17 protein-coding genes are annotated in these 20,537 nt (G+C 61.7%); 5 read left to right on the top strand and 12 right to left on the bottom strand.

Translation table 11 applies throughout. The annotated features are described in order from the left end of the window. The first annotated feature begins 100 nt into the window (after positions 1-100). Entirely contained in the window at positions 101-1,252 is a 1,152-nt protein-coding gene (locus CDA63_RS01385; RefSeq protein WP_088462648.1) for a DUF6268 family outer membrane beta-barrel protein, read from the top strand. A 99-nt stretch (positions 1,253-1,351) separates the two neighbouring features. On the opposite strand, the gene CDA63_RS01380 is transcribed toward CDA63_RS01385, so the two are convergent. Further along, positions 1,352-1,783: a hypothetical protein gene (locus CDA63_RS01380; RefSeq protein ID WP_088462647.1), complete on the bottom strand. Its 432-nt coding sequence runs from the start codon at positions 1,781-1,783 to the stop codon at positions 1,352-1,354. Positions 1,784-2,027: 244 nt separating this feature from the next. Here CDA63_RS01380 and CDA63_RS01375 point away from each other — a divergent pair, with 244 nt between their 5' ends. Then, a complete protein-coding gene (locus CDA63_RS01375) occupies positions 2,028-2,453 on the top strand; it encodes a hypothetical protein (RefSeq protein WP_088462646.1) in 426 nt (141 codons plus the stop codon). Between the two features lie 115 nt (positions 2,454-2,568). On the opposite strand, the gene ppk1 is transcribed toward CDA63_RS01375, so the two are convergent. From ppk1 to CDA63_RS01340, 6 genes are all read right to left on the bottom strand, one after another. Beyond that, complete coding sequence (ppk1, locus tag CDA63_RS01370; RefSeq protein WP_088462645.1) at positions 2,569-4,659, bottom strand: polyphosphate kinase 1; 2,091 nt, start codon at positions 4,657-4,659, stop codon at positions 2,569-2,571. Positions 4,660-4,806: 147 nt separating this feature from the next. Beyond that, on the bottom strand, positions 4,807-5,298 hold the full coding sequence (locus CDA63_RS01365; RefSeq protein ID WP_088462788.1) for a SixA phosphatase family protein: 492 nt from the start codon (positions 5,296-5,298) through the stop codon (positions 4,807-4,809). Between the two features lie 174 nt (positions 5,299-5,472). Further along, the gene (locus tag CDA63_RS21700) at positions 5,473-7,179 is read right to left on the bottom strand and encodes a GEVED domain-containing protein (RefSeq protein WP_165768142.1); all 1,707 of its coding nucleotides are present in this window, start codon (positions 7,177-7,179) and stop codon (positions 5,473-5,475) included. A 236-nt stretch (positions 7,180-7,415) separates the two neighbouring features. Next, on the bottom strand, positions 7,416-8,699 hold the full coding sequence (locus CDA63_RS01355) for a M43 family zinc metalloprotease (protein WP_165768141.1): 1,284 nt from the start codon (positions 8,697-8,699) through the stop codon (positions 7,416-7,418). 251 nt (positions 8,700-8,950) lie between these two features. Further along, positions 8,951-10,315 (bottom strand): GTPase HflX, encoded by a 1,365-nt coding sequence (gene hflX / locus CDA63_RS01345; RefSeq protein ID WP_088462643.1) that lies wholly within the window; start codon positions 10,313-10,315, stop codon positions 8,951-8,953. 104 nt (positions 10,316-10,419) lie between these two features. Continuing rightward, the gene (locus CDA63_RS01340) at positions 10,420-10,815 is read right to left on the bottom strand and encodes a c-type cytochrome (protein ID WP_088462642.1); all 396 of its coding nucleotides are present in this window, start codon (positions 10,813-10,815) and stop codon (positions 10,420-10,422) included. A gap of 177 nt (positions 10,816-10,992) precedes the next feature. Between CDA63_RS01340 and CDA63_RS01335 the strand changes: the two genes are divergently transcribed. After that, the gene (locus tag CDA63_RS01335; protein WP_088462641.1) at positions 10,993-12,123 is read left to right on the top strand and encodes a glycosyltransferase family 4 protein; all 1,131 of its coding nucleotides are present in this window, start codon (positions 10,993-10,995) and stop codon (positions 12,121-12,123) included. Positions 12,124-12,177: 54 nt separating this feature from the next. Then, positions 12,178-12,720, top strand: a complete 543-nt coding sequence (gene rfbC, locus CDA63_RS01330) for a dTDP-4-dehydrorhamnose 3,5-epimerase (protein ID WP_088462640.1) — start codon at positions 12,178-12,180, stop codon at positions 12,718-12,720. Between the two features lie 163 nt (positions 12,721-12,883). Here the strand turns inward: rfbC and CDA63_RS01325 are convergent, their stop codons facing one another. Further along, positions 12,884-14,188, bottom strand: coding sequence for a UDP-N-acetylmuramoyl-tripeptide--D-alanyl-D-alanine ligase (locus CDA63_RS01325; RefSeq protein WP_088462639.1), 1,305 nt, complete (start codon positions 14,186-14,188; stop codon positions 12,884-12,886). Positions 14,189-14,231: 43 nt separating this feature from the next. Here CDA63_RS01325 and CDA63_RS01320 point away from each other — a divergent pair, with 43 nt between their 5' ends. Beyond that, positions 14,232-16,556 (top strand): FG-GAP-like repeat-containing protein, encoded by a 2,325-nt coding sequence (locus CDA63_RS01320; protein WP_165768140.1) that lies wholly within the window; start codon positions 14,232-14,234, stop codon positions 16,554-16,556. 185 nt (positions 16,557-16,741) lie between these two features. On the opposite strand, the gene CDA63_RS01315 is transcribed toward CDA63_RS01320, so the two are convergent. The 4 genes from CDA63_RS01315 to msrA all read right to left on the bottom strand — a co-directional run bounded on the left by CDA63_RS01315 (position 16,742) and on the right by msrA (position 20,456). Continuing rightward, a complete protein-coding gene (locus tag CDA63_RS01315; protein ID WP_088462637.1) occupies positions 16,742-17,527 on the bottom strand; it encodes an amidohydrolase in 786 nt (261 codons plus the stop codon). A gap of 59 nt (positions 17,528-17,586) precedes the next feature. After that, entirely contained in the window at positions 17,587-18,801 is a 1,215-nt protein-coding gene (locus CDA63_RS01310) for a methionine aminotransferase (RefSeq protein ID WP_088462636.1), read from the bottom strand. 60 nt (positions 18,802-18,861) lie between these two features. Continuing rightward, positions 18,862-19,515, bottom strand: a complete 654-nt coding sequence (locus CDA63_RS01305; RefSeq protein ID WP_088462635.1) for a hypothetical protein — start codon at positions 19,513-19,515, stop codon at positions 18,862-18,864. 248 nt (positions 19,516-19,763) lie between these two features. Further along, positions 19,764-20,456, bottom strand: a complete 693-nt coding sequence (gene msrA, locus CDA63_RS01300; protein WP_088462634.1) for a peptide-methionine (S)-S-oxide reductase MsrA — start codon at positions 20,454-20,456, stop codon at positions 19,764-19,766. Positions 20,457-20,537: the final 81 nt, after the last annotated feature.

The raw sequence follows: 20,537 nt of genomic DNA, 5'->3' as shown, positions 1-20,537 counted from the left end.
TGGTTTGGCGGCGCAGTATAAGCCTGTCGTTATCCTTTTGCGCCCTATCCCCGTTAAGGCCCTTAGCAACCACTTCTCCCGCTTTTTGCTATCCCCTCGTATGTCGCTTTTTTCGCTTCGTTGCCGCTTCCTGGTTACCTCGCTGGCCACGGCTTGTTTGGTTACGGCCATCTCCGGTACCGCCCAGGCTCAGGTTCGCCCCGCTACGCCTCCCGTGTACCCGCCCCCCGCGCCCATGGCTTCCGACACGGTCCAGGCCAACCAAGTAGGCCAGCGGCAGGAGTTTGCCGTGCCTTCGGTGGTAGGGCAGGGGCCCAGCAAAGGCATTGTGGCCCACCTCGAAGGACTGGCAGACTTTAAAATCGACTCCGAAATTCGCGACAAGGAACCGGTAACAAAAGCCAATACCACGGTTACTAAAAACCGCCGGGCCTTCATCAAAGGCTACATTCCGGCCTGGAACAACCCCCACCTTAAAGTTATCCTGGGCTTCAATTATGACCGCGAGGAGTTTCAGTTCCAGGATCCCGACAAATCCTCTTTCTACCGTAACCTCGAAGACAAAGGCCTCAAAACCCTGGGCGCCCAACTGGCCGTTATCCGGCCCGTTGATGAGGTGCACTGGTACATTGCCCGCGTGAAGGGCGAGTTGAACGGCGACTACACGTCATCGGAGCTCAACGTGAGTGACTACCTAAAGATGTCGGGCGAGTTTATTTACGGCTGGAAGCGCAGCCCCTACTTAGCCTGGGGCGTGGGAGCGCAAATTGGCTACACGTTCGGGCGGCAGAGCATTTACCCAGTTATTCTTTATAACCACACCTTCAATCAGCGGTGGGGAGTCGAGTCGCTGTTTCCGGCCCGCGTGTCGGTGCGCCGCAACGTCAATCCTAAAACCCTGCTCTTCGGTGGCTATACCGTCGATGGCATGAACTACAACATCAAGCTGCGCGAGCCGCTGGCCAATGGGTTGCAGACGCTCATCATCCGCGAAACGGAGCTGAAACTTCGCCTCCGCCTGGAGCGCGAAATCTACGATTTCCTCTGGTTCGGCCTGGAGGGCGGATACCGCTACAACGTGAACTTCAACGCCGTGGACGCGGCCAGCAACGAGCGGACGCTCCCGCAGCTCTTCAGCGGTTCGCGCAACCGCCTCGTGACCAACAACCTCGGTACGGTGCCCTACGTGAGTGTCGAAATTTTCTTGGTTCCGCCGCGCAAATTCCTGAACAAGACGGCGGGCGGCCGCTAGGCAAAAGGCTGATTGCCGGCCGAAAGGTATCTAAAAGCCAGCGCCCCTGCTCAATTGAGTAGCGCTGCTTTTAGATGTATGCGCACTATTACCCACGCGTTACTGAGGTTCTGAGAACCAGGCCAGGGCCTTGCCCTCATCGAGAAAAAGCGACGTCTGATAAGGTTGCGTGGCTGCGGTAGCTTCGGCCACGACTGCAGCTACTTCCATATCGACCAGGCGTTGCTCGAAACGGGCGGGCGAGCTGAACACGGCCAGGCGCAAAAGCTGAGGGGTTAACTGCCGCGCCGCATCGGGCAGGAATTGCTGGCCGAGCCACTGGGCGGTTTCCAGCACCAGCGGCCCATCGCGCCGCCCATCCAGCAACCAGTTGGCGCAGGTGTGTTCGTGGGCCAGAGCCAGCAGGTGCTGGTACGAAACCTGGGTTTCGGCCAGCGTATTGGGGCGCAGCCAGCGCATGACCAGCACGTTCAAATCGGAGCGGTAGCTGACTGTGTAGGATGCGTTGTCGGGCGAAGTAAACGGGGGCATGAGCAGAAAACGCTGTGGCTGCCCTTATGTTTACGTTCTGCGGGCAGCGCGCGAGTGGCAACGAATGGTGTAGTCCTGGCAAATAGCTGGAAGGAATGAGTCAAAACTCACCAAAATCGAAAAATAGTATGTTTGCGCCGGCGTAAAAAAAAGGTACTATTCCAACCTGAACTGTAGCAACCTCCACCCCGCCGATGTCCGTCTTAGGTCTGCTCTACCTGTCCCTCCCTTCCCCTCCTTCCTTATGCAAGTTTCTAAACATACCGACTTAACCGACGGCAGCAGCTGCACGCTCTATTTCGAGGAGCCTACCGGCTGGCTGCGAGCCGTCTGGCTGGGCTACATCGACCCCATCGAAGCCTACAACGGGGCCGAACGGTTCCTGCAGGTCGAGCAGGAGCGGCACTGCGCCTTCCTGCTCAACGACAACAGCGGCGTCAGCGGCCCCTGGTTCGACTCGATGGACTGGCTGAGCCGGGTCTGGATTCCCCAGGCGGCCCGCCTGGGCCTGCGCTACGTGGCTCACGTGCCCCAGCCCTCCACCCTGATAGCCGAAACCATTGCTATACGCCAGGCCAACCTGGCCGGGGGCCTCGATATTCAGGTGTTCGATACGGTAGCCGAGGCCGAGCAGTGGCTCCACGAAATGCAGACAGTATCGGCAACGTAGCCGCCTGGGCAAGCGTCCTAGCAGTTAAAAAACGAGCGTCCCTCCTTCAAAGGAAGGGACGCTCGTTTTTGGGATTTCAATTAGCCAGTTGCGGTGCTCTGTGCCCTGGCCCCAGTCAGCGCTTCTTGCTGGCAAGTTGTTTGAGGTAGGCGTAGGTATCGAACTGGGCGCGGGTTTCACCGGTAGCCTCCGCCGCGTCGAGGGTTGGTCCAACGAAGTTGTTCTGCCAGTCGCGCGACTTCACGCTGTCTTGGCGCTGCAAATCGAGCATGTGGCGCACCTGGGCCCGTAAATCGTCCTGCAGAATCGGGAAGGCCACTTCCACCCGCCGGTCGAGGTTGCGGTTCATCCAGTCGGCGGAGGCAGCGTACACCTTCTCCTGCCCCCCGTTGCCGAACACGTACAGGCGGGCGTGCTCCAGGAAACGGTCGACGATGCCGCGCTGCTGGATGTTGGTGCTCTGGCCGGCCAAATCGGGCACGAGGCACGAAATCCCGCGAATCAGTAGTTCAATCCGTACCCCGGCTTCGCTGGCCTCATAAAGCTTCAGAATCATGCGCTCATCCTGCAAAGCATTCAGCTTGAGAATGATGTAGGCTTCCTTTCCCTGGCGGGCCAGCGCTATTTCGTGGTCGATGAGGGCTTCGAGCTTTTCGCGCAGCTCAAAGGGCGCAACAAGCAGGTGCTCGAAGGAGCCGGTTTTATCGAGCCGGTCGTGGAAGTAGCGGAATACCTGGGCCACCTCGCCGGTCAGTTCGGGGTTGGCCGTGAACAGGCCGTGGTCGGCGTACACCTGGCTGGTCTGCTCGTTGAAGTTGCCGGTGCTCAGGTAGGCGTAGAGCTTGTTATGGCCTTCCTCGGCCCGCGTGATGAGCAGCAGCTTGCTGTGCACCTTCAGCTCCGGAATGCCATAGATGACGTTGGCTCCGGCCTTCTGTAGCTTCTCGGCCCAAAACATGTTGCTTTCCTCATCGAAGCGGGCCTTCAGCTCGACCACTACCGTCACCTGCTTACCGTTTTTGGCGGCTTTCAGCAGGGCTTTGGCCACGGCACTCTTGCTGCCCACGCGGTAAAGCGTCACGCTGATGTCGCTCACCTGAGCGTCCCTGGCGGCCTCGTTGATGAGGCGCGTCACGTAGTCGAACGACTGGTAAGGTGGGGTGAGCAGGTGGTCGCGCTTGGCCACGGCTGCCAGCAGCGAGCCGGTACGCGGCAGGGTGGGGTGGGGCAGCGGCGGCATGGGCACGTACTGCAGGTGGTCGAGCCCGAAATCGGGGAAGCCGAAAAAGTCGCGGAAGTTGTGGTAGCGGCTACCTTCCACCAGCTCTTCCTTCCCGATGCCGGTTTTGTGGCGGATGGCCCGCAGCACCTCGCCAGGCATGTTGGGGTCGAAGAGCAAACGGGCCGGAAAGCCGGTTTCGCGCTTCTGCAGGCTGTTCTTGATCTTGGCCAGCAGGTTGTCCGATACTTCCTCCTCAATGTCGAGCTCGGCATCGCGCGAGAGTTTCACGGCGTGTACCTGCACCTTGCCATACTTGTCGAACAGCTCCGCGGCGCAGCAGCGAATTACGTCGTCGAGGAACATAACGTAATGCTCTTCGCCGATGTCGGGCATGCGTACAAAGCGACCCCCGTGGCGCTTGGTGGGCAGCTCCATCACTACCACCCGTTCCGCGTCGTGCTTGGCCGCGTTGGCGGGCTCGGTCAGGTAGAAAGTCAGGTACACACTCTGGTCGCGCAGGAACAGATGGTGCAGGTTGTCGTCGAGAATAATGGGCGTCAGCAGGTCGCGCACGTTGTCGCGGAAGTACGCCTGCACCCACGTCCGCTGCTCGTCGGTGAGGTCGTGCTCAGCAATCAGGTGAATCCGCTCGCGGCCCAGTTCGGGCAGGATGTGGTTGCGGAACGTGTCGCCGAACTCCTGCTGCTGGCGGCCCACTTCTTCGAGCAGGTCGCGGAGCTGGTCGGCGGGTTCCTGACCGAGTTTGGCCCGGGTTTTCTTCTTGAGCTTCACCAACCGCCGCAACGTAGCCACGCGCACCTTGAAATACTCGTCGAGGTTGCTGCTGAAAATAGCCAGAAACTTAAGTCGCTCCAGCAGCGGTACGGCCGGGTTCTGGGCCTCCTGCAACACCCGACGGTTGAAGGTGAGCCAGCTTAGTTCGCGGTCCAGCAGCTGGGGCTGCGCCTGTTTGGTGTCGGACATTTTGGTTGCGCTTGTTGAGTCTGAGCTATTAGCTGAAAGCCGATAGCGGCTAGCCGTTGGGCTGACAGCTGGTTGTGCCAGACGAGTTTGAAAGAGAGCTATCAGCCAACAGCTGTCAGCTAAAAGCTCAAGGTAAAAGCCCAAAGATCAATAGTTCTTGGGTTTATCGAAGAAGTAGTACTCGGCGTTGTTGCGTGCCACCTCGGCCCAATGGTCGGTTTTGAACTTAAGGCATACAATCGAGGCCGTGGGCATCGACGGAATTTCGCTGGGGGAGAGGGTGTTGGCAAAATCGGTGAGCGTGTTGTTGTGGCCCACCAGCAGCACGTCGGCAGCCTCATCGGGTAGGCCCTGCACAACGGCCAGCAGGTCGTGTACGTCAGCCTCATAAATGGCCTCGATAACCCGGAGCTGTTCGGGCGAATGGTTGAGGGTTTTGGCCACCAGCGCGGCCGTACTCAGGGCCCGCACCGCCGGCGACGACACAATCAGGTCCAGCTCTACTTCGCGCTCGGCCAGGGCCTGGCCCATCAGCGGGGCATCATCGCGGCCCCGGTCGTTGAGCGGCCGCTCCTGGTCGTTGAGCGTGTCGAAGCTCCAGCTCGACTTGGCGTGGCGCATTAGGTACAACGTTTTCATGGGCAGCAGCAAGCTAGGTAGGAAGGCCTCTTTACTAAGGCTAGCCGAAAAGGTTTTGCCCGCCGCCACCGCCACAAGCTGAGCCGTGTCTGGCCGGCGCGGGGTACCTGAAGCACAACGCCCCTTCTCCGCAAGGAAGAAGGGGCGTTGGGTTTTCTGCTTTTGCGAAGCTGGCTACTCTTTCACGAAGCGGTGGTGCGAAACGTGCTGCCCGTCGCTGATGCGGAGTAGGTAAATGCCCTGGGCCAACTGGCCCACTTGCAGCATCGAGCCCTCGAAGCGGGCCGTCGTGATTTCGGCTCCGCGCAGGTCGTACACGCGTACCGAAACGGCACTGGCATCAATAGCCGACGGAATCTCGATGTTGAGCACATCGGTGGCCGGGTTGGGGTAGATGCGGTAGCCAAGCTGGGCCGCCGATACATCGAGGCGGGCACCGCCGCTGATGTTAACCGTGTAGTCTTCGGTTTCGCCGTAGCTGTAGCTGCCGCAGCTGGTGGTGGCTGCCGCATCACTCATTACAATCCGCATCCGGGTGGCTCCGCTCTTGGCGGAAGCCGGCACCGTAAAGGTGCTGCTGAGCGTGCCGGTGCTGGCCGAGGAGCCCGACACCACGGTTTCGCCCGCGTCGCCGAAATCACCGTCCTGGTTGTAATCAATGTAAACCCTCCAGTTCTCGGTGTAGGCCGTGGAGGCGAAACCGGCCGAGAAGTTGATAGTCTGCGACGAGCCGGCGGGCAGCGAGGTGCTGGTAGCCGTGCCGTTGTAGTAGCCACCGTCTTTGCCCGATGTGCGCGCAATGGAACCGAGCTTCACGTAGTCAATCCACTCGTAGGTTACGTTGGTACCCTTGCTGGCACAGTAAGCAACGGCAGGCGGCGGGGTGGTGCCACCGGGGGCTACATCACCGTTCGAGGTCAGCAGCGAGGCGCGGGCACCGCCGCTGGCAAACAGCGCATTCATGCGCGACGACTGGCCATTAGAGAACATGTACATGCAGGCGTCGTTGGTGTAGTCCATGTAGTTCATGAACATGTCGCCGTCGGGGCCGTTCGAGCAGGTAACCTTCGGAAACGAGGGGCAGCCGCCGTTGCTGGTCTGCTGGGTGGGCGTGTCGCTTACTAGGTCGTTGCCGCAGCTGGCATCGCCCCAAATGTGGCGCAGGTTCAGCCAGTGGCCTACCTCGTGGGTTGCCGTGCGGCCCAGGTTGAAGGGGGAGGCCGCCGAACCGCCGCGGCCGAAGCCCGAAGTCGTAATGACCACGCCGTCGGTGCTGGCGCCGCCGCCCGGAAACTGGGCATAGCCGAGCAGGCCCCCACCAAGGTTGCCTACCCACAGGTTGAGGTACTGGCCCGCGGGCCAGGCCCCTAGGCCGCCCGTAGCTGCGCTCTTGATGCGGTCATCGTCCGACCACGACGTAGTGGACGTTTGCTTGCGCTCGATTCCCGTAGTGGTGTTGCCGCTAGGGTCGCGCTTGGCCAGCACAAACTGAATGCCCACGTTGGCTACCCGGCCGGCGAAAGCGCCGGGCGTTTTGCTGGCATCGGTGTTAAGCTTGTTGAAGTCCTCATTGAGTACCGCAATCTGGGAGGCAATCTGGGCGTCGGAGATATTCTGGGCCGTTGTGTTATAGAGCACGTGCACTACTACCGGAATCGTCACGGCAGCGGCGGTGCGCTGGGCTACCGGGTTGTCCACGAAGTCGCGGGTCTGGGCCTCAATGGCACGCAGGCGCAGAGCTAGGGTAGGGTCGGCGGCCAGTTGGCGTTCGAGTACCTCCATTGTCGAGCAGCCGCGCTGGTCCGGATTCTGGGCCTGGGCCTGGTGGGTTACACCGAAGGCAAGCGCCCCCAGTATGAACGAGTAAAAGGTTTTTTTCATGCGTGTAGGTTGATTGGGAAGGAAATGAGGGTGAGCGGTAGGTGTGTGAGGTTGTGGGGAAAAGGGCGCGAAAGCATAAAATTATTAAGAACAATTGAACATATCGGTGCTTATATAATTATTTTCATAATAAAGCCCTAATTATATTAGTGCCTCTCGCAAATGATTTGGTCAGAAACGCAACGCCCGCCCCGGCAGAACCGGAGCGGGCGTTGCATTTCAGGCAGCTGGGAAGACTACTCCTTCCGGAAGCTCTGGTGCTGGATGGATTTACCGTTGGTCAGCACCAAGTGGTAAAGGCCGGTGGGCAGGCCCGATACGTCGAGGGTGCCGGTCGCTGCCGTGCGGGCCTGGGGCATTTCGAGGCCGCGCAGGTCATATACCTTCACCTGCCAGCCGATAGCAGGCGTGTTGAGGCCGGTGCGGATGGAGAGTTGGCCGCTGGTCGGGTTTGGGAACACGGTCAGGGTTTCGACGGCCGTCGTAGCTACCAGCGGAGCGGTGGCCCCAGTCGAGGTCAGTAACGAGGCGCGGGCACCGCCGCTGGCAAACAGCGCGTCCATGCGCGACGACTGGCCATTAGAGAACATATACATGCAGGCGTCGTCGGTGTAGTCCATGTAGTTCATGAACATGTCGCCGTTGGGGCCGTTCGAGCAGGTAACCTTCGGAAACGAGGGGCAGCCGTAGTTGCTGGTCTGCTGGGTGGGCGTGTCGCTTACCAGGTCGTTGCCGCAGCTGGCATCGCCCCAGATGTGGCGCAGGTTCAGCCAGTGGCCTACCTCGTGGGTTGCCGTGCGGCCCTTGTCGTAAGGAGCGGCGGTACCGCCGGGCAGCGAGGAATACAGTACCACTACGCCGTCGGTGCTAGCCGCGCCGCCCGGGAACTGAGCATAGCCTAGTAAGCCCTGGCCCAGGTCGCAAACCCAGATGTTCAGATACTTGGACGTGTCCCAGGCATCGTCGCCGCCACGCTTCGACTGCTTCATGGCATCGTTGGTGCTCCACGATTTCACCCGGGTCGATTTGTGGATGATACCGTTCGTAGCTGCGCCGTTGGGGTCGCGCTTGGCCAGCGCAAAGCGCACATTGGTGGAAGCAGCCGCACTGCCAAATGCGGCCGGAATCAGCGAGGCGTCGGCGTTGGTTTTGGCGAAGTCCTGGTTGAGCACATTGATCTGGGCCTGCACCTGAGTGTCAGACACGTTCTCGGCGTTGGTATTATAGAGCACGTGCACGACTACCGGGATGGTTACCGGACCGGTTAAGGCGGCGCGGTTGGCCACGGGGTTGGCGACGAAGCGGCTGGTACGGGCCTCAATTTCGGCCATGCGCTGGGCCATCTGCGGGTCGGTGGCCAACTGGCGGTCAAGCACCTCCATGGCGGCGCACTGGCGGCCATTTGCCGGCTGAACGAATTTCCCTGTCAGGCGGCCTACGTTACCATTCTGGGCCGAAGCGGAAGGCATCATTGTCAGGCTAGTCAGGCCCAGAGCAAGCGAGTAGAAAGTTCTTTTCATAAGAAGGCTTTGAAGAGGGTGGAAAAGAGAAAAATTCATTATTGCTTCATCAAGGTCGGATAAATTACGGAATTGACAATAGTTTTATTTTGAAATCAACGATTCCGTAACGAAATAGTGCGTTCATTTGAAAAAGTGAAAACCAGTAGCACGTGCTCATAACAAAGCCGCCGTCGGGCGGGCCGAACGCTAACGGTGAGGTCAGCATTCTGCCCGCGACGGCGGCCTGGTCTTCCAGGAAAAGGGCGGGTTTATTCCTGCCAGCCCTCCTGCTCATCGTAGTTAATGGGCTGCACGGAAGGGTAGCGCTCATTATGAATAGCCGCCACCAGCTTCATCAGCCGGGCCCGCAACTCGTCGAGGTTGGTGCGGTCCTGGGCCGAGATGAACACCACTTGGTTGTGCAACTTGGCCATATAGGTAGCCTGCCACTGCTCCAGGCTAGGGCGCGGAGCAGGGGCATTTTCGTCGGCATTCATCCCCTCGAACCCATCATGGTAGGCAGCCTCGCCGGTATCATACTTGTCAATCTTATTAAAGACCACCAGCACCGGCTTGTCGGCTGCCCCAATGTCCTTGAGCGTGTCCTCAACCACGGCCATATGCTCCTCGAACGAGGGGTGGGAAATATCCACCACATGCACCAGCAGGTCGGCCTCCCGGATTTCGTCGAGCGTGCTCTTGAAGCTCTCGATGAGGCGGGTGGGCAACTTGCGGATGAACCCTACCGTGTCGGAGAGCAGAAAGGGCGTAGTGTCGAGCACCACCTTGCGCACTGTCGAGTCGACGGTGGCGAAGAGCTTGTTTTCGGCAAACACGTCGGCCCGGCTCAGCAAGTTCATAATCGTGCTTTTGCCCACGTTGGTGTAGCCCACCAAAGCTACGCGCACCGTGCCGCCGCGCGATTTGCGCTGGGTCTGGCTCTGGCGGTCGAGGTCTTTGAGGCGCTCTTTCAGGAGGGCAATTCGGTCGTTCACCACTCGGCGGTCGGTTTCGATTTCCGTTTCACCCGGTCCACGCTGCGAAACGCCACCACCGCGCTGCTTGTCCAAGTGGCTCCAAAGGCCCGTCAGGCGGGGCAGCAGGTATTGGTACTGGGCCAACTCGACCTGGGTTTGGGCGGTGGCCGTTTTGGCCCGCCGGGCGAAAATATCGATGATGAGCAGGCTCCGGTCCACGATTTTCACCTTCAGCTCGGCCTCCAGGTTCCGCAGTTGGGAGGGGGAGAGGTCGTCATCGAAAATGACCATGCTGGCCCCGGTGTGCTCCACGTAGGCCTTGATTTCGGCCAGCTTACCCTCGCCCACGAACGTGCGGATGTCGGGCTTGTCGAGGCGCTGAATGAAGCGCTTGGTTACGCTGGCCCCGGCCGTTTCGGCCAGAAATTCCAGCTCGTCGAGGTATTCCTGGGTGCGGGCATCGGCCTGGCGCTTGTCGGGCACTGCCACCAGCACGGCTGTTTCTTCGTCGGTACTGGTGTCGTAGGTGCCGTTGGCGGCGGCTTTGGTTAGAATGCGACCGGCCCGGCCCTTCACGCCATCAACGGCGCCGGGGTGGCGGGTGCTGTTCTGGGCTTTGCCGCCGTTGTTGCTTTTGGGACTAGGTTTATTTGCCATCGGAAAGAGAAGTTATAAATGAACCGGCCGGCTGGCCGAAGCCGCCGCCGAAGCTGGGGGCCATAGTAGCATACGGCCAAAGTAGCGCAGTAGGATAATACGGCTTACTGGAGCGTAAGCGAGTAAGCCACCACCTGCTGAATCTGTTCCTCGGTGAGCTGGCCCTTAAAGGATGGCATCTTGCCGAGGCCATTGACGACCATATACGTGCGGCCTGCGGCGTTGAGGTTGCTCTTGGTGAGGTCGTGGGCCCCATTGAGGCCGAGCTTGCCATTGGCCCCGTGGCAGAGGGCGCAATTCTGGGCAAACAGGGTTTCGCCGGTGGCCAAGGCCGTCGCATCGTCGGCTTCGGATGGCGTTGCGGCGGCAACGGCGGCGGGTGGCAATGGGGCGACGGCCGCAGTTTCGGGCGCGTCGGGGTCCGAGCCGCAGGCGCTTAGTAACAGCAGAATGGCCAAGGCCAGGAGGCTACAAAAAGGAGTGGTAAGTAATCGGGACATGCGCAAAAGTAAACAGGTTGGCATTGGGCGAGCCATTGGGCCCGTTCAGGACTGATAACAATCTGAGCGGCGGAAAGGAGTCGGCGGTTCGTCCGAAAGCACTCCGGGTATTTTTCCGCTGGCCCCTGCGCCCTGGCCGCCTACCTTTGCAACCAACTTACCGTTCTCTGCCCCCGAATGCGCGTCGCCATCGTTATCAACACCGCCTGGAATATCTGGAATTTTCGCCGCAGCCTCGTGCGGGCCTTGCAGGAGGCCGGCCACGAGGTGCTGGCCATCGCGCCCCCCGACGCTTACTCGGCGCGGCTGGAAACCGAGCTGGGCTGCCGGTTCGTGCCCATTCTAATGGAAAACAAGGGCACTAACCCCCTCCAGGATGCTGCCCTCACCCGCCGCTTCTACCGCATTTACCGTCGCGAACGGCCCGATGTGGTGCTTCAGTACACCATCAAACCCAATATCTACGGCACCATCGCGGCCCGGCTGGCCGGCATCCCGAGCGTCAACAATGTGTCGGGACTGGGTACGGTGTTCATCGTGAAAAACCTGGTGAGCACCGTGGCCCTGGGTCTGTACCGGTTCGCGTTCCAGTTTCCGAAGCGGGTGTTTTTCCAGAACGGCGACGACCGGCAACTGTTCCTGGAGAACCGGCTGGTGGCGGCGGCCAAAACCGACCTGCTACCCGGCTCCGGCGTCGATATCAACCGCTTCCGGCCCGCCGCCGAGTTCCACCGCAACACCCCCTTCGTGTTCCTCATGATTGCCCGGGTGCTGTATGAGAAGGGCGTGGAGGAGTACTTCGAAGCCGCCCGGTTGGTGCGCGAGGCCGTGCCCGGTACCCGGGTGCAGCTGCTGGGCGGGGTAGATGAAAGCGGGGGAGTGGGCGTGAAGCGGGCCCTGTTTGAGGAGTGGCTGCAGGCCGGAAACGTCGAGTACCTGGGCACCTCCGACGACGTGGCCGCCCTCATCCGCGAGGCCGACTGCGTGGTGCTGCCCTCATACCGCGAAGGCACGCCCAAAACTCTGCTCGAAGCGGCCGCCATGGGCAAGCCCATCGTGACCACTGACGTGCCCGGCTGCCGCGAAACCGTGGTTGACGGGGAAAACGGCCTGCTCTGCCAGGTCCGCGACGCCCCGGATTTGGCCGCTAAAATGTTGCAGGTGCTCCGCCTGCCAGCCGCCGACCTCGACCAGATGGGCCGCGCCGGCCGCCAGTTGGCCGAAACCAAATTCGACGAGCAGATTGTGCTCAATAAATACCTGGCTGTGGTAGCCGAAGTAGCAACAAGTCGTTCCGGGCGCGGCTAAATCTGCCTAACTTGCGGCCACCCGGCCCCGCCGATTCTCAATCTTAGCTAGTGTATGGAGTTCAGATACTTTGATATTCCCGGAGTAGTAGAAATTCTGCCCAAGGTGTTTGGCGACGCCCGGGGCGCTTTTTTCGAGTCGTTCAGCGCCCAAAAAATGGGCGATGCCGGCATCGTGGGCGACTGGGTTCAGGACAACCAGTCGCGCTCCGACCGGGGCGTGGTGCGGGGCCTGCACTTCCAAAAGCCGCCCCACGCCCAGGCCAAGCTGGTGCGCGTAGCCGCCGGCCGCGCCCTCGATGTTATCGTGGACATCCGCCGCGATTCGCCTACCTACGGCCGGCACGTATCAGTGGTGCTCGATGCCGAGCGCTTCAACATGTTCTATGTGCCCGTCGGGTTCGCTCACGGCTTCACGGCCCTCGAAGACAACACGCTCTTTCTTTACAAGTGCACCGATTACTACGCCCCCCAATCGGAGGGCGGTCTACTCTGGAACGACCCCGCTCTGGGCATTGACTGGGGCGTAGAAAACCCCACCATCTCGGCCAAAGACCAGGTGCTGCCCACGTTAGCCGAGTTCGAGAGCCCCTTCTAGGATCACGGATTAGCGCGGATTTCAACGGATTGAACGGATTTTGTAGCCGGCCCTAGTGGTGGCGTCCTCCAACAGCAAAAATCCAAAAAAGCCACCTCAACTGAGGTGGCTTTTCAATTTTCAATTGACTGCAAAATCCGCGCAATCCGCGCTAATCCGCGATTCAGAGGAGTTCCACTAAACTCTCCAGGCCCATGCCGCGGGAGCCTTTAACCAGAATCTGGCGGTGACGGGGTGGGTTTTCGCGCAGCCAGGCGGCTGCTTCGGGCTTGCTGGCAAAATGCAGCATCGAGGAGTCGAAGGCGGCGGCGGCGGCCATGTCGGGACCGATGAGCACGACTGTGCCGAAGGGCAGGCCCTGCACCAATTGCCCCAGGGTGCGGTGCTCGTCTTCACTCTCGGTTCCCAGCTCAAACATGTCGCCCAGAATAACCACTTTATCGGCGGGGTTGCCTGGGCGGGTGGCGAAGCTGTGCAGAGCGGCGGCCATGCTGCTCGGGTTGGCATTATAGGCATCGAGGACTACCTCATTGGCGGCGGCAGTGCGCACGAGCTGCGAGCGGTTGTTTTCGGGTACGTAACCGGCCAGCGCCGCCCCAATGTCGGCGGCCGGCACCTGGAAATAGGCCCCCACAGCGGCGGCAGCGGCCAGGTTAGGGAAGTTGTACCCCCCCGTAATCTGGGCCTCCACGGCGTCGCCGTTAAATAAGCGCAGCGTTACCTGGGGGGCGGCAGACAGTAGTTCGGCCGGGTAAGTATCGGTGGGGCCGGGGTAGGTGACGCGGTCGGCTACCGGGGCGGCCAGTTCAGGCAAGCGGGCGTCGAGCGTATTTACGAAGGCCGTGCCGCCCACCTGCGCCAGAAACCGGAACAGCTCCCCCTTGCCCTTCACGATGCCCTCTACGCCGCCGAAGCCTTCGAGGTGGGCCTTGCCGATGTTGGTAATCAGGCCGTGGGTGGGCTCGGCCAAGCGGCAGAGCAGCTCGATTTCCCCCTGGTGGTTGGCCCCCATCTCGATGATGGCCAACTCGTGCTCGCCGGGCCGGATGCTGAGCAGCGTGAGCGGAACGCCGATGTGGTTATTAAGGTTACCCTGGGTGTACTGTACCCGGAACCGCCGGCTCAGCACGGCGTGCACCAGTTCCTTGGTGGTGGTTTTGCCATTCGAGCCCGTAATGGCCAGCACTGGCAGTATCAGTTGGTGGCGGTGGTAACGGGCCAACTCCTGCAACGCCACCAGCGGGTCGGGCGCGTACGTGTAGCGGGCGGGGTCGGTGTCGGCCAGCTCCTGGTCGTCTACCACGGCGTAGCGGGCGCCGGCTGCCAGCGCCGCTGGGGCGAAGTCGCGGCCCCGGAAGTTGGGGCCGTTCAGGGCAAAGAACAGCGTGCCGTTTTGGGGCTGGCGCGAGTCGGTGCTGACGGCCGTAGCTTGCTGGAAACGGTCGTAGAGCGGCGCGATGTCTGCCATGCGGTTTGTACGTAAATTGAAGCCTAAACGAAAGAAACTGGTTATGAAGGACGCGCTATCAGGGAACTGCGCATGGAAACTATTCGGCCTGCTGCTGGTCGTGGCCCTGGGAGGCAGCCGGCCGGCCGCCTCCCAGAACAATGCCAGTTTTGGCTTTGAGTTTCGGCCCGCCGCAAAAGTAGTGCAGGGAACCGACACGCTGCGCAACGCCTGGGCCGGGGGCCTCAACTCGCCCCAGTTCTCCAACCTCGACCTCAACGCCGACCAGCAGCCCGACTTAGTGGTGTTTGACCGCATCACCAACCGCGTGCTGCCCTTTCTGAGCGTGGCCACCGCCACCGGCCGGGTCTGGCAATTCGCTCCCGAGTACGCGGCCCTGTTCCCCGCCGACCTCAACAGCTGGCTGGTACTGCGTGATTACGACTGCGACGGCCGCCCCGACCTGTTCACGGCCGATGCCTCGGGCAGCAACATTCGTGTGTTCCGCCACGAGCCCGATACCCAGGGCCGCCCGACGTTTCGGCTCGTCACGAACCTGCTCACTTACTTCGACCCCGGTCCGCTGGGGGGCAACATCAATATCGCGGTGGGTGGCTATAATATGCCGGCCATCGAGGATGTGGACGGTGACGGCCGGCCCGATGTGCTGAGTCCGGAGTTCGGCACTGCCACGCCCAGCATTTACTATTATCGCAACATCAGCCCCGCCAACAACTGCGGCGCGCTCCGCTTCGAGCTGGCCTCGCGGGCCTGGGGCGGCGTGCGCATCTGCGGCCATAGCTGCGCCAGCTTCCTGTTCGGCGACGACCAGTGCCGGCCCGCGCCCGCCCGGCCCACGCACACAGTGGGCTATAACCTGGGCGCTTTTGATGTCGATGGCGACGGTGACCTCGACTTGCTAGCGGGCCGTAGCAACTGCCCCGACCTGGCGGTGCTGCGCAACGACGGTACCCGCACGCTGGCCCGCTTCACGGCGGCTGGCCTCAACGCGCCGGCCCCCTTCCACAGCCAGCCCGCGCGGGTGCCCAACCAGCCTGCCGCCTACCCGGCAGATGTGAACTTCGACGGCCGGCCCGACTTGGTTATCGCGCCCAACCTGTTCGACAACCGTGACAATGATGACACTGTGGACACCCGCCAGTCGGTGCTCCTCTACCGCAATGCGGGTTCCGGCCTGGTGCGGGAGCAGCCCGATTTCCTGCAGAGCAGCATGCTTGATTTGAGCGAGCAGGCCGCCCCCACCTTCGCCGACCTCGACGCCGATGGGCTGGTGGATATGCTGGTGGGCGCCGTGAGCCGCGGGCCGGCGGGCGGGCCTTACCGGTCCGTGCTGCACTACTACCGCAACGTGGGCACCCGCCTCCAGCCCATTTTCCGGCTTGAAACCGATGATTACCTGGGTTTAAGCGGCCGCCGGCTGGCCTCGGTGCGGCCGGTGCTGGTCGATTTGAACGAGGATGGCCGGCCAGATCTGGTGTACGCTGCTTTCGGCCTGACCAGCAGCGTGGGCACGCTCACCTACGTGCTCAATACGGCCGCTGCGGGCCAGCCGGCGGCTTTCAATTTGAGCGCGGCCGGCATGCTGGCTAACCTGTCCCCGCAACGCTACGCCATGCCCTGCTTCGCCGATGTAGATGGCGACGGGCACCCCGACCTGTTGCTGGGCATCACGGGCAGCTCGGCCGCTTTCCCGGGCGGGCCGTTGCGCTACTACCGCAACACCGGCACGGGTAACCTGGCCCAGCGGTTCGTGCTCCAGAACAACGATTTCGGCCAGCTCCGCACTAGCACCGGCGAGATACCCAGCTACCTGAGCCCGGCCGTGGCCGACTTCGACGGCGACGGCCGCCCCGACCTGCTCACGGCCGATGCGGGCGGCAACGTCCGCTTCTTCGCCGATCTGCGCAGCCAGCCAGCCGCCTTCCAGGGGCGCACCAATCTGTTTTTCAGCGCGCTCAGCCAGCAGTTCGGTCCGGCCCGCTGGGGCAGCTCCTTCTACATGCGCCTCGTGCCCACCGCCGACGACGTAAATGGCGACGGAGTGCCGGAGCTGTTTCTGGGGCAGGAAACCGGGGGCATCAGCAGCTTCGTGAGCCGGCGTGGCACCGTAACGGCCACCCAGTCCGCTGCGGCGGTGTTGGCATTGCGGGTGTACCCAAACCCAGCTACTACCCAAGTCAGCGTAGAAGCTGCCCAGCCCGTGCGCCTAACCCTGCTCGACCTAACGGGCCGCCTCGTGCGCGCCGAAACCCCGGAAGCTGCCCACACCCACCAGTTCTCCGTCGCCGACCTACCGCCTGGCATCTACCTAGTTCGGGCCCGGAGCCTGAACGGCGAAACCACCGTGCGCCGCTTGCAGGTACAGTAGGGGAGAAGGGAGGTGTGATGGAACTATCATTCTGAGCGAAGGCGGAGCCGGAGTCGAAGAATCTCTACCGCTTTGTTGATTTATCAGTTCAACGAAACGGTAGAGATTCTTCGACTCCGGCTCCGCCTTCGCTCAGAATGACGTTCCTTTTCTCACCTCTCACCTCTCACCTCTCCTTCGTTCTTCTATCTCAACTCAAAATTATCCGCATCGTTGAGAGCGGGGAACCGTTCGCGGAAGGCGTGTAGCTCGTCGTATTGCAGGCTGCGGGTGATGCTGGTTTCCTGGTTGCCCACCTCCACCAAATACTCGCCGCGCATGTCAATCAGGGCCGAGTCGCCGGCGTACGTGACGCCGTTGCCGTCGAGGCCCACGCAATTCACGCCCATCGTGTAGGCCAGGTTTTCGATGGCCCGGGCCCGCAGCAATGTCATCCAGGCGGTGCGGCGGACGGCGGGCCAGTTGGCGGTGTAGAGCAGCAGGTCGTAAGGCTGGGCCGGGTCGTTGCGGCTCCAGACGGGAAAGCGCAAATCGTAGCATACCAGCGGGCAGATGCGCCAGCCCCGCCATTCCTCCACCAGGCGGGTAGTGCCGGCGGCGTATATCTTGTGCTCACCCGCCATCGTAAAGCGGTGGCGCTTGTCGTAATGGCTCCACGAGCCGTCGGGGCGCACCCACAGCAGGCGGTTGAAGTACTGGTCGGCCGCGCGTACCATTAGGCTGCCCGTCACCACGGCGTTGCGGGCGGCGGCAATCTGGCGCATCCATTCCAGGGTGGGGCCTTCGGGCGACTCTGCCAGGGTAGCAGCCTCCATGCTGAAACCGGTCGTGAACATCTCGGGCAGCACAATCAGGTCGGTGCCAATGGAAATGGCATCAATGTGGCGCTCCATTGCCAGCCGATTGGCCGCCGGATCGTGCCAATGCAACGAGGTTTGAATAAGAGAAACGGTCAGGTCGGGTGAGGGCATAGGGGCTACGTGAGGTGTTATATCCTAAAGGGCACGGATAAATTACTGAGAATACGGAGCTAATGAAGTAATTGGGCTCCCTTTGTCGTCCCGGATTCCGCCGTTCCGCCCCCGGCTTCGGCCTGCCGTAGCCGCTCAGCCGCTGCCTGCAGGGTGGTGGGTTGCTTGGCAAAACAGAAGCGCACCAGCTGGTCGTCGTGCCCGTTGTGGTAGAAGGCCGAGAGCGGTACCACGGCCACACCCGCCTGTTCGGTCAGGCGGCGGGCAAATGCCACATCGTCGAGGCCAGGGGCCAGGGCGCTGAAATCGGCCACCTGAAAGTAGCCGCCCTGCGATGGCAACAGCTCGAAGCCGGTGGGCGCGAGCAGTTCCCGCAGCAAGTCGCGCTTCTGCTGGTAGAAAGCGGGCAGCCCGTCGTAGAGCGCGGTATCGGGTAGCACGTCGGCCAGCGCGTGCTGGGTGGGCGTGCTCACGCTGAAGGTAATGAACTGGTGTACCCGCCGCAGCTCGGCCGTGAGGGCGGGCGGGGCCAGACAATAGCCCACCTTCCAGCCGGTGGCGTGGTAGGTTTTGCCAAACGAGGACAGCACGAAAGCCCGCTCCCGCAGTTCGGGGTGGGCGCTCACGCTGGCGTGGGTGGCCCCATCGAACACCATATGCTCATATACCTCGTCGCTGAGCAGCAACGTGTCTGTGTTGCGCAGCAGGCCGGCCAGCGCGTCGAGGTCGGCAGCCGAAAGTACGGCTCCGGTGGGGTTGTGGGGCGAGTTGATGAGCACCAGCCGGGTGCGGGGCGAGAGGGCGGCGGCCACCCGGTCCCAGTCGGGCCGAAACCCGGGCGGCATGAGCGGCACGTACACCGGTACACCCCCCTGTAGGCGCACGGCCGGGGCGTACAGGTCGTAGGCCGGTTCCAGCAGCAGCACCTCGTCGCCGGGGCGCACTACGGCCGCCATCACGGCATAAAGCGCCTCAGTGGCGCCACTCGTGACGGTTATTTCGGTATCCGGGTTGGGAGCGTAGCCGTAGAGGCGAGCCGTTTTCTGGCTAATGGCCTCGCGCAGCCGCAGCAAACCGGGCATAGGCGCGTACTGCTGGTGGCCGGGCGTGAGCACGTGGCGGGCCAAGGCTTCGAGCAATTCCCGAGGCGGGTCGTAGTCGGGAAACCCCTGGGCCAGGTTAATGGCCCCGTGCTCCTGGGCGAGCTGGGTCATCACCGAAAAAATACTGGTGCCCACATCGGGCAGTTTCGAGGGCAAGGCGGGAGTAGGCATAGGGGGTGGGTTCAGCCCTCAAGATACAGCCCGCCGCCCAAAACGCGAAGCGCCCCCGCCCTAGCGGCGGTACGGAAACCGCTTGGCGGCATTGCGCATCAGGGCATTGGTGAGGTCCTGGGGGGTGGTGAGAACCGTCCCGCCGCCGCCCTGCAGGTTGCAGTCGTACTTCCAAAGCAGCCGCCCACCCTGCTCGTCGTTGAGGCTAAGGGAGGCCAGCACTTCATCAGAAGGCGCATAATAGGGCGTGAAGACGTTGATGGCCAGTGCCACGCCCAGGGGCAGCGGCTTGTTGAGCAGCAGCTGGCCCGTCACGACGGCATCGACGCCCAGTATGCGGGCAATTTCCTCACGCGGCCGGTCCTGCACGTCTTCGTAGCTCAATCCGGCCTGCTGAAGCAGCGTGTTGGTGCGGGCCACGTCCTGGAACTCGACCGTGTAATCGTTCTTGGAAGCCCGCTGCAGCAACCAGCTAAACACGTTGTTCTGCACGGCCAGTCCGGTCTGGTATTCCTGCTCGGCCAGGCTCTTTTGAGTGGGCCGGGGGCCGATGCCCGCTAGTTGCGGAGCGGGTTTGATGTGGACATTGAAGGGCAGAATGGCCACCATTTTGTGGCGGGGCTGCACCGTTTGGCTGAAATTTGGGGCGAGGTAGACCCGGGGCGCGCACGCTGTCAGCCACAGCAGCAATAGAAAGGGTAGGAGCTTTTTCATAAGACACAGAAGCTAAAAAATGAGCGCCGCCCCGCGTCCGGCCTACGGGTAGGCAATGGGCAGAACAACGGCATAAGCTTCTGGCCAGAAGGGTAAAAGGCGGTTTGCAAACCTGGTGCCACATTCGAACATAAAAGTTCAGAATTCGAAAAATAAATATTCAGCACACCCAAAAAACGTTACACTGCGGGCAGCGTAACGGGCTTTTTTGGGTGCAACCCGAGCCAGTTGGCTCGTAATCAACTCGGCTACAGCGGGTTCTTGAGCAGCTCGGGGAACTTGTGGCGAAACTTCTCCACTTTGGGCGTCGAAACACTTTGCACGTAGCCCGACTCGGGGTGGAGGCGGTAGTAGCCCTGGTGGTAGCCCTCGGCGGGCCAGAAATTCTGGAACGGTACTACCTGCGTTACGATGGGGCTACTGTACTGTTTGCTGGCGTTCACGCGGGCAATGGCGTCATCAATGGCCTTTTTCTCTTCGGGTGTGCGGTAGAAGGCTACGGACCGGTACTGCGCCCCAGCGTCGGGACCCTGGCGGTTGAGCGTGGTGGGGTCGTGAGCGGCCCGGAAAAACACGTCGACCAGCGTGGCGTAGCTTACCTCTTTCGGGTCGTAGTACACTTCAATGGCTTCGGCGTGGCCGGTTTCGCCCCGGCCCACCTGCTCGTAGGTAGGGTTGGCCTCGGAGCCCCCGCTGTAGCCCGATACCACAGCCTTCACGCCTTTTAGCTCCTCGAACACCTCTTCGGTGCACCAGAAGCAGCCCCCGGCGAAGTCGGCCGTGGCCAGGCCTGCCATGTTGGTGGGCGCGGCGTCGGCCGTGGAGCGAATGCCGGATGAAGCGGCGGTTGCGGTTTTCTGGGCCTCGGCGGGCCGTTCGGTGCAAGAGGCCAGCAGCAGGATAAACATGGCGGCCAGGCTGTTTTTCAGGAAGTGAGTCATGTAGCTACAGACATAAAAAGAAGACAGAAAGTTTAGCGGCCGGGCCGCCGTAGCTTACCTACGCAAACCTAACCCGCCCGG

The organism is Hymenobacter amundsenii, from assembly GCF_002204745.1.
Lineage (GTDB): Bacteria > Bacteroidota > Bacteroidia > Cytophagales > Hymenobacteraceae > Hymenobacter > Hymenobacter amundsenii.
Note: the sequence above shows the minus strand (reverse complement) of the source record. Positions and strands in the feature narration are given on the sequence as shown.

Excerpts from the sequence above, each read along its gene's own strand:
- CDA63_RS01385 (WP_088462648.1), top strand. The coding sequence starts at position 101 with ATGTCGCTTTTTTCGCTTCGTTGCCGCTTCCTGGTTACCTCGCTGGCC.
- CDA63_RS01380 (WP_088462647.1), bottom strand. The coding sequence starts at position 1,783 with ATGCCCCCGTTTACTTCGCCCGACAACGCATCCTACACAGTCAGCTAC.
- CDA63_RS01375 (WP_088462646.1), top strand. The coding sequence starts at position 2,028 with ATGCAAGTTTCTAAACATACCGACTTAACCGACGGCAGCAGCTGCACG.
- ppk1 (WP_088462645.1), bottom strand. The coding sequence starts at position 4,659 with ATGTCCGACACCAAACAGGCGCAGCCCCAGCTGCTGGACCGCGAACTA.
- CDA63_RS01365 (WP_088462788.1), bottom strand. The coding sequence starts at position 5,298 with ATGAAAACGTTGTACCTAATGCGCCACGCCAAGTCGAGCTGGAGCTTC.
- CDA63_RS21700 (WP_165768142.1), bottom strand. The coding sequence starts at position 7,179 with ATGAAAAAAACCTTTTACTCGTTCATACTGGGGGCGCTTGCCTTCGGT.
- CDA63_RS01355 (WP_165768141.1), bottom strand. The coding sequence starts at position 8,699 with ATGAAAAGAACTTTCTACTCGCTTGCTCTGGGCCTGACTAGCCTGACA.
- hflX (WP_088462643.1), bottom strand. The coding sequence starts at position 10,315 with ATGGCAAATAAACCTAGTCCCAAAAGCAACAACGGCGGCAAAGCCCAG.
- CDA63_RS01340 (WP_088462642.1), bottom strand. The coding sequence starts at position 10,815 with ATGTCCCGATTACTTACCACTCCTTTTTGTAGCCTCCTGGCCTTGGCC.
- CDA63_RS01335 (WP_088462641.1), top strand. The coding sequence starts at position 10,993 with ATGCGCGTCGCCATCGTTATCAACACCGCCTGGAATATCTGGAATTTT.
- rfbC (WP_088462640.1), top strand. The coding sequence starts at position 12,178 with ATGGAGTTCAGATACTTTGATATTCCCGGAGTAGTAGAAATTCTGCCC.
- CDA63_RS01325 (WP_088462639.1), bottom strand. The coding sequence starts at position 14,188 with ATGGCAGACATCGCGCCGCTCTACGACCGTTTCCAGCAAGCTACGGCC.
- CDA63_RS01320 (WP_165768140.1), top strand. The coding sequence starts at position 14,232 with ATGAAGGACGCGCTATCAGGGAACTGCGCATGGAAACTATTCGGCCTG.
- CDA63_RS01315 (WP_088462637.1), bottom strand. The coding sequence starts at position 17,527 with ATGCCCTCACCCGACCTGACCGTTTCTCTTATTCAAACCTCGTTGCAT.
- CDA63_RS01310 (WP_088462636.1), bottom strand. The coding sequence starts at position 18,801 with ATGCCTACTCCCGCCTTGCCCTCGAAACTGCCCGATGTGGGCACCAGT.
- CDA63_RS01305 (WP_088462635.1), bottom strand. The coding sequence starts at position 19,515 with ATGAAAAAGCTCCTACCCTTTCTATTGCTGCTGTGGCTGACAGCGTGC.
- msrA (WP_088462634.1), bottom strand. The coding sequence starts at position 20,456 with ATGACTCACTTCCTGAAAAACAGCCTGGCCGCCATGTTTATCCTGCTG.